Source organism: Psychrobacter immobilis (genome assembly GCF_904846235.1).
GTDB classification, from domain to species: Bacteria; Pseudomonadota; Gammaproteobacteria; order Pseudomonadales; family Moraxellaceae; genus Psychrobacter; species Psychrobacter immobilis_C.
In genome coordinates this window covers 1-6,647 of the sequence record NZ_CAJGZN010000039.1, presented here as the reverse complement: position 1 = coordinate 6,647, position 6,647 = coordinate 1, and the positions used below count along the sequence as shown (strand labels likewise).

The 6,647-nt window shown below is 44.1% G+C and carries 6 protein-coding genes; all 6 read left to right on the top strand.

Annotated features, from left to right (window positions below; translation table 11 throughout):
- Positions 1–1,008, top strand: a 1,008-nt coding sequence (locus JMX07_RS13295; RefSeq protein WP_201608412.1) for an HAD-IC family P-type ATPase, incomplete at its 5' end; no start/stop codon positions are given.
- Positions 1,009–1,129: 121 nt separating this feature from the next.
- Positions 1,130–3,178 carry a heme lyase CcmF/NrfE family subunit gene (locus JMX07_RS13290; protein WP_201608411.1) on the top strand — a complete coding sequence of 683 codons (2,049 nt, stop codon included), beginning with the start codon at positions 1,130–1,132 and terminating at the stop codon, positions 3,176–3,178.
- Positions 3,179–3,841, top strand: a complete 663-nt coding sequence (locus JMX07_RS13285) for a DsbE family thiol:disulfide interchange protein (RefSeq protein ID WP_011513682.1) — start codon at positions 3,179–3,181, stop codon at positions 3,839–3,841.
- An 83-nt stretch (positions 3,842–3,924) separates the two neighbouring features.
- Positions 3,925–4,407 carry a cytochrome c-type biogenesis protein gene (locus tag JMX07_RS13280; RefSeq protein ID WP_020443538.1) on the top strand — a complete coding sequence of 161 codons (483 nt, stop codon included), beginning with the start codon at positions 3,925–3,927 and terminating at the stop codon, positions 4,405–4,407.
- Entirely contained in the window at positions 4,404–5,684 is a 1,281-nt protein-coding gene (gene ccmI, locus JMX07_RS13275) for a c-type cytochrome biogenesis protein CcmI (RefSeq protein ID WP_025643930.1), read from the top strand. Before JMX07_RS13280 ends, ccmI begins: the two co-directional genes overlap by 4 nt.
- Before the next feature lie 141 nt (positions 5,685–5,825).
- Positions 5,826–6,533 (top strand): signal peptidase II, encoded by a 708-nt coding sequence (gene lspA / locus JMX07_RS13270; RefSeq protein WP_045448075.1) that lies wholly within the window; start codon positions 5,826–5,828, stop codon positions 6,531–6,533.
- Positions 6,534–6,647 lie beyond the last annotated feature (114 nt).

Sequence of the window (6,647 nt, the reverse complement as noted above, 5' to 3'; positions counted from 1 at the left end):
GTCGCTTTTGACAAGACAGGCACTTTAACTGAAGGCAAACCACGCGTGACCGATGTTGTTGACATTACACAAGAGTATTCAAGTGTTCAAGGTCAGGATTCTCAGGATCAGGGTTCTCAAGGTAAAGATAAGGTATTGGCGCTCTTTGCCAGTGTGGAGACAGGTTCTAGTCACCCGCTTGCTGAAGCTATTGTCAGTCATGCCAAAGCCGCCAAAGTTGTCATACCTGTGGCTTCTAAAGCTTCTGCTACTGCGGGTAAAGCGGTACACGCAACTATCGCTGGGCGCGCGCTAGCTATCGGTTCGCCTGTTTATGCCGCAGATGAGGCATCAATTTCAGCCGAGCAACAGGCACAAATCGAGGCGCTGCAAAATGAGGGCAAGACCGTCTCAGTTCTTTTCGATGAGCAAAGTCGAGAAGTGCTTGGATTGGTCGCACTAAGAGACGAGTTACGAGACGACGCTCATGAAGGTGTGGCTCAACTTAAAGCGATGGGTGTGCGCTCCGTCATGCTAACAGGCGACAACCGCTTAACCGCTCAAGCACTTGCCAGTAATTTAGACGTGGAATGGGAAGCTGAGCTGTTGCCTGAGGACAAACTGCGCTTGCTTAACGAGATGAAGAATAACAGCAAAATAGCGATGGTGGGTGATGGTATTAACGATGCGCCAGCACTAGCAACCGCTGATGTTGGCATCGCGATGGGTGGTGGTACCGATGTGGCCATTGAGACGGCCGATATCGCATTATTAAAAAGTCGTGTTACAGACATGGCCCATCTGATTGCACTTTCGCGTGCCACCATGCGCAACATTCATCAGAACGTCATTTTCGCTTTAGGTCTCAAAGGCGTCTTTCTGATCACGACCGTATTCGGCATTACTGGACTATGGATTGCGGTTCTAGCTGATGCTGGAGCAACAGTGCTCGTTACTCTCAATGCGTTACGTTTACTGCGCTTTAAAGGCGCGCCTCCACTGGTAACTCCGCCTAAAGTAGTTAAATAAAACCCTTCGAAATCAATTAAAAACTAGAGATAGCAGCAGATTTCGGGGGTGGGTTCTAATAATAAAAATTCCACCGCTACAGTAAACTGCAACCGCATTAGAGTAAATAAGGTTAGACCGTATGTTGATTACAGAATTGGGCTATTTTGCCTTGCTTACCGCTTTTGTATTGGCGTTATTGCAGGTAATTCTGCCAACTATTGGTGTTATTCGTAACCAAGTTGCTTGGCAACGACTAGCCCCTAGCTTAGCTTGGGCACAGTTTGCCGCCATGATAACGTCATTTGGCGCTTTGATAGCAGGTTTTTATTATAATGATTTTAGCCTCAGTTACGTCGCGCAGCATTCCAATACGCTGTTGCCTTGGTACTATAAGTTATCGGCGACATGGGGCGGACACGAGGGCTCTTTGCTGCTATGGATGACCATCATGGCCACATGGTGTGCACTGGTATCATACTTTAGTCGCGGCTTGCCGTTATCAATGCGTGCGCGGGTATTAGTTATTTTGGCCGGTGTACAGTTAATGATGCTAACAATGCTGATATTTACCTCGTCACCGTTTGAGCGTACCTTACCCAATCTAGCGGTCGATGGCGCTGATTTAAATCCTGTCCTACAAGATTTCGGTCTGATTATTCATCCGCCCATGTTATATATGGGCTATGTGGGTATGGTAGTGCCTTTTGCATTTTGTATGGCGGCATTGTGGGAAGGGCGTTTAGATGCTGCTTGGACACGCTGGTCACGTCCATGGGCGCTCGCGGCTTGGGGATTTTTGACCATTGGTATTGCACTGGGCTCGTGGTGGGCCTACTACGAGCTTGGCTGGGGCGGTTGGTGGTTTTGGGATCCGGTAGAGAACGCCTCGTTTATGCCTTGGCTTGTCGGCTTAGCATTGCTGCATTCATTAGCAGTCACTGAAAAGCGCGGGGTGTTTAAAGCATGGACCATCATGCTGGCTATTTTCGCCTTTGCCTTAAGCTTGCTTGGCACGTTCCTGGTACGCTCTGGAGTCCTTACCTCAGTGCATTCGTTTGCCGCTGATCCGACGCGTGGTTTGGTCATCTTAGCTATTCTTGGCATTATCATCGGTAGTGGTCTATTAATGTTTGCCGTTCGCGGTTGGCGTTTAACCGTTGAAAGTCAATATCAGCTGATTTCACGTGAGTCCTTTTTAGTGATCAATAACGCCATCATTTTGATTGCAACCTTAGTGGTGCTGCTCGGCACCCTCTATCCTATTATCGCTGATGCCTTTAGTCTCGGTCAGGTATCTGTAGGGCCTCCATACTTCAATGCGCTGTTTGTGCCTTTGACATGGCTGTTATTAATAGCTATGGGTATGGGCTCAAATATTCGCTGGAAACAAGATAAGCGTCCGTTACTAGGGGTGGGTATCGCCATTGCCGCTAGTAGTATCGTATTGGCTGCTATTATCGCCTACTTTACCAGTCCATCTGCTATGTTCAATATTGGCGTGACTTTAGCGGTGAGCTTTTGGGTACTGCTATGGATGATCGTTGACTTTAGAGACAAAACCAAGAACGCCCCTAATTTCTTTAAAGGTCTGCGTCAGCTGCGTCTTAGCTATTGGGGTCAACAGACTGCTCATATTGGCGTATTGGTTGCTGTCATTGGCATAGCCTTTACTAGTAGCCTGAGTATTGAGCGTGACGTAGCAATGGGTATTGGCGATACAGTCAATGTTCAAGGTTACGATTTTGAAGTAACTGAATTTTTTGAAATAAAGGGTAGTAACTTTGATGCAACGCAAGCGCAAGTGGTGGTATCCAAAGACGGTCGTGAAGTGGCGAAACTGACTCCAGAAAAGCGTACTTATATTATCAGCACGATGCCAACAACTGAAGCTGCTATTGACCCCAATCTTATGCGCGATGTTTATGTCGCACTGGGCGAACCTATTGCCGATGGTAGTAACCAATGGGCATTAAGGATTTATGTAAAACCATTAATTCGCTGGATTTGGTTAGGGGCAATTATCATGGCTCTAGGTGGATTAATTAGTATGCTTGATAAACGATACCGCATCAAAAAAATTAAAGCTCCGTTGCTAGTTACTGGTAGTTTGGCTACTTATGGAGTCAATGAGGTAGCTATTGAGCAGGCAATCTCAGTATCGACGATGTCGACACTAAAGGAGAAATAAATGACTATGTCGAATAATACTCCTGAGCAAAAAGATAGCCAAAACAGTAAGCAGCGTAACCCAAAGACAATGAAAAAAAAGCAGACGAAGCTATGGTTCTTAATTCCGCTTATCCTCTTTTTTGGTTTGGTAGTTATATTGTACATGCGCTTAGGTAAACCAACAGACATTGTGACCAATACCGCTCTTGAGCGTCCGGTTCCTACCTTTGAGCTGCCGTTATTAGCAGATACTACCCGTACTATCACCAATGATAATTTGCCGGATAAGCCGTTTTTACTTAATGTTTGGGGCTCATGGTGCCCAACTTGCGTTATTGAGCATCCGTTTTTAATGCAACTAGAAGAGCGCGGCGTTGATATCGTTGGTGTGAATTATAAGGATGAGATTGGTAATGCGCTCAGTTACTTAAACCGAGGCGGTGATCCATTTTCTATGTCTATTCAGGATTCATTGGGTCAGTTTGCTCTAGACTTAGGCATAACTGGTGCGCCCGAAACCTTTGTTGTGGATGGAGATGGCATCATTCGTCAGCATATTGTTGGTGAGATTAATGAAGCCAATTGGCAACAGCGTGTTAAGCCGTGCCTGACAGTACTTAATAAGGCTAATAAGAACAACGATAGTCCTGATCTCATTCAGGTTGAGGAGATGTGCAAATGAACGTTACTCGAATAAGAGCTCCTCAACTAAAACCCAATATAGTTTTAAAACTAGCAAGCTTAATACTAGCGTGTCTGCTTAACATGACGGCAAACGCAGCTATTGACGTATACGATTTTGACTCACCACAGCAAGAAGCTCAGTATCGTGGATTAATAGAAGAGTTTCGCTGCCCAAAATGCCAAAATCAAAACCTTGCAGCCTCTGATGCACCGATTGCACAGGATCTAAAGCAAAAAGTCTATGATTTAATTAAAGATAGACGTAGTGATGCTGAAATACGCGTCTATATGCAAGAGCGCTACGGTGACTTTATTAGCTACAAGCCGCCTATGCGACCATCAACATGGATCCTATGGTTTTTTCCACCACTATTATTGCTCGTCTTAATTATTGGTTGGTTTTGGCAAAGTAAGCGTCGCCAAGTTGTTGCCCGTGGTCAAAGCGGCGTCACAGTGAACAGTACTGCTGCCTTGACCTCTACGGAAAAGGCTGAGCTTGATCGTCTATTATCGCAAGCTGAGAGTGTCGACCACGACATTACTAGCCTAGAGGACAAAAAATGACTCTATTTTCTACTTTTGGCTTATTTGTAACTCTAAGCTTGCTGATTGCTCTTATATTTGCGCTGATTGCTATTATGCCATGGCTACGAGCACCGCGTTTGCAGTCCAAACCAATAGACAATCAACTGCTAGATATTAATGTTGCAGTATTTCGCGAACGTTTAGCTGAGCTACAAACAGATAAAGACAGCGGTACTATTAATAATAGCCATTATCAAAATCAAAAGCTGGAACTGGAGCGTCAGCTATTAGATGTGCAGCGTCAGATAACACCTATGGTCACCCCTGATGTCAAAAGCCGTTTAATTGTCGCAGCTTGGATCCCAATATTGGCTGCAATGGCGTATTTACTAATAGGCAATCGTACGCCCGTGTTTGATTTGTGGACAGCTGAGGACAAAGTAGGACAAGTGGCTGACGACCTATTGACAGCTAAAATTGACAAGCCGCCATCATGGGCGTTTGAAGATGGTCGTCAACTGATTAGCGCCATGCAAACCAATGTTCATCGTAATGCTGATGATCCTAATCGCTGGATGCGCCTATCCGAGCTTTTCTTATCTATGGAGGCAACTGATTCTGCGCTGGAAGCCTTATCTCGTGCCTATCGTTTAGCTCCTGAAAATGAAGAAATCGCCACCACTTATGCTCAGACTAGCTTTTTCGTTAATGAAGGTCAGTTAGACGCCAATATTCGCCGTGTATTACAAGCTATATTAGCTAAGAATCCGCAGCATGAACGGGCTCAAATGCTCATGGCAATGGGTGAGACTCGTAGTAGTAACTTTGCCCAAGCGCAAGGTTGGATTAAACGCTTACAAGGCAGCATTGTGGCCAAACCAGGTGATCATACTAAAGCTTTAGCAAGCTTAGATGAGTTAAGCAACTACGTTAGCACGCAAGAAAAGCAAGCGCTAGAAGGTATTGACGTGACAGTGAAAATTAACGCTAATTTATTACCGTTAGTGAAAGCTGATGATGTGTTGTTTGTTGCGATACGTGACGTTAAAGGAGGTCCACCGTTTGCCGCCAAACGTTTACCCATTAGTATTATCAAGCAAGGTGAGGCTAGTATCCGCTTAAGCAATCTTGATGCGATGATGCCAGATCGCACGTTAAATTCAGCTCGTAGTGACAAAACTCAGTTAGCAGTCGTTGCTCGTATTAGTCATAGCGGTAATGCCATAGCAGAGTCAGGCGACTTATCGGGTAATCCTATAGTGATTAGCGCTGAACAGACTCAGGTTAATGTTGAAATCAATCAACAGATTCCCTAATAAAAAATTATTACCGTAAGTTTCATAATACCAGAGCGGTAAGTGGAGCCGTTTTTAAAAGTGGCGCTATTAATAGTCGTATACTAAAAACATATACGTTTAACATTGTTCATTGTATAAACACAGATAAAGAAAACAACTATGACTGAATCTACCGACAGATTAGATAGTACTAAATTGAATAGCGTTGAATCGGCTAGTACTAATATTGCTGACAATAAAGTACCTATAGCTGTGAGTAGTACTCATCAATCAATTGACTCTAAAACCATGAATCATACGCCTAAAGCTATGTACGTAACCTCAGGCAACTCGATAACACCTAAAGGTAAGTTGAATAAAATGCCAAAAATGGTTGCCAATGGCAGTCGCGCTTTTATCTGGTATTTGTTGGCGATAATGGTATTAATACTTGATCAATGGACTAAGTGGTTGGCCCAAACCAAATTAGCGTTCAATGACCCCGTACCGGTCATTGAACCATTTCTCAACTGGACACTCGCTTATAACTATGGGGCAGCATTTAGCTTTTTAGCCGACGCTGGCGGTTGGCAGAAATGGTTTTTCTCAGGCTTAGCTTTTGTAATGGCTATCTTTTTAACGGTTTATTTAATCAAAGCGCCACGTGCAGCCAAGCTATTGTCCATGGGGTTAGCCTTAATGCTCGGTGGTGCGATTGGCAACTTAATCGATCGTTTAAGAATTGGTAAAGTGGTTGACTTTATCCATGTGCATTATGCTGATGTCTGGAATTATCCTATTTTCAATGTTGCAGATATAGGTGTCTGTGTCGGTGTCGCATTGATTATAATTGACATGATATTTTTAGAAAGTAAGCGTAATAAATAAGCACATTGATGCCGATTATCACAAACAAAATGAACTAGCGTCGTAGTCACTCTATACGGAAAAATACTTTTTATACTTGAGTATGTTTATAAAATGTGAACTGGAAGGTAATGT

Bases quoted from the DNA above. Each gene is read 5' to 3' on its own strand.
- JMX07_RS13290 (WP_201608411.1), top strand. From the start codon at position 1,130: ATGTTGATTACAGAATTGGGCTATTTTGCCTTGCTTACCGCTTTTGTA.
- JMX07_RS13285 (WP_011513682.1), top strand. From the start codon at position 3,179: ATGACTATGTCGAATAATACTCCTGAGCAAAAAGATAGCCAAAACAGT.
- JMX07_RS13280 (WP_020443538.1), top strand. From the start codon at position 3,925: ATGACGGCAAACGCAGCTATTGACGTATACGATTTTGACTCACCACAG.
- ccmI (WP_025643930.1), top strand. From the start codon at position 4,404: ATGACTCTATTTTCTACTTTTGGCTTATTTGTAACTCTAAGCTTGCTG.
- lspA (WP_045448075.1), top strand. From the start codon at position 5,826: ATGACTGAATCTACCGACAGATTAGATAGTACTAAATTGAATAGCGTT.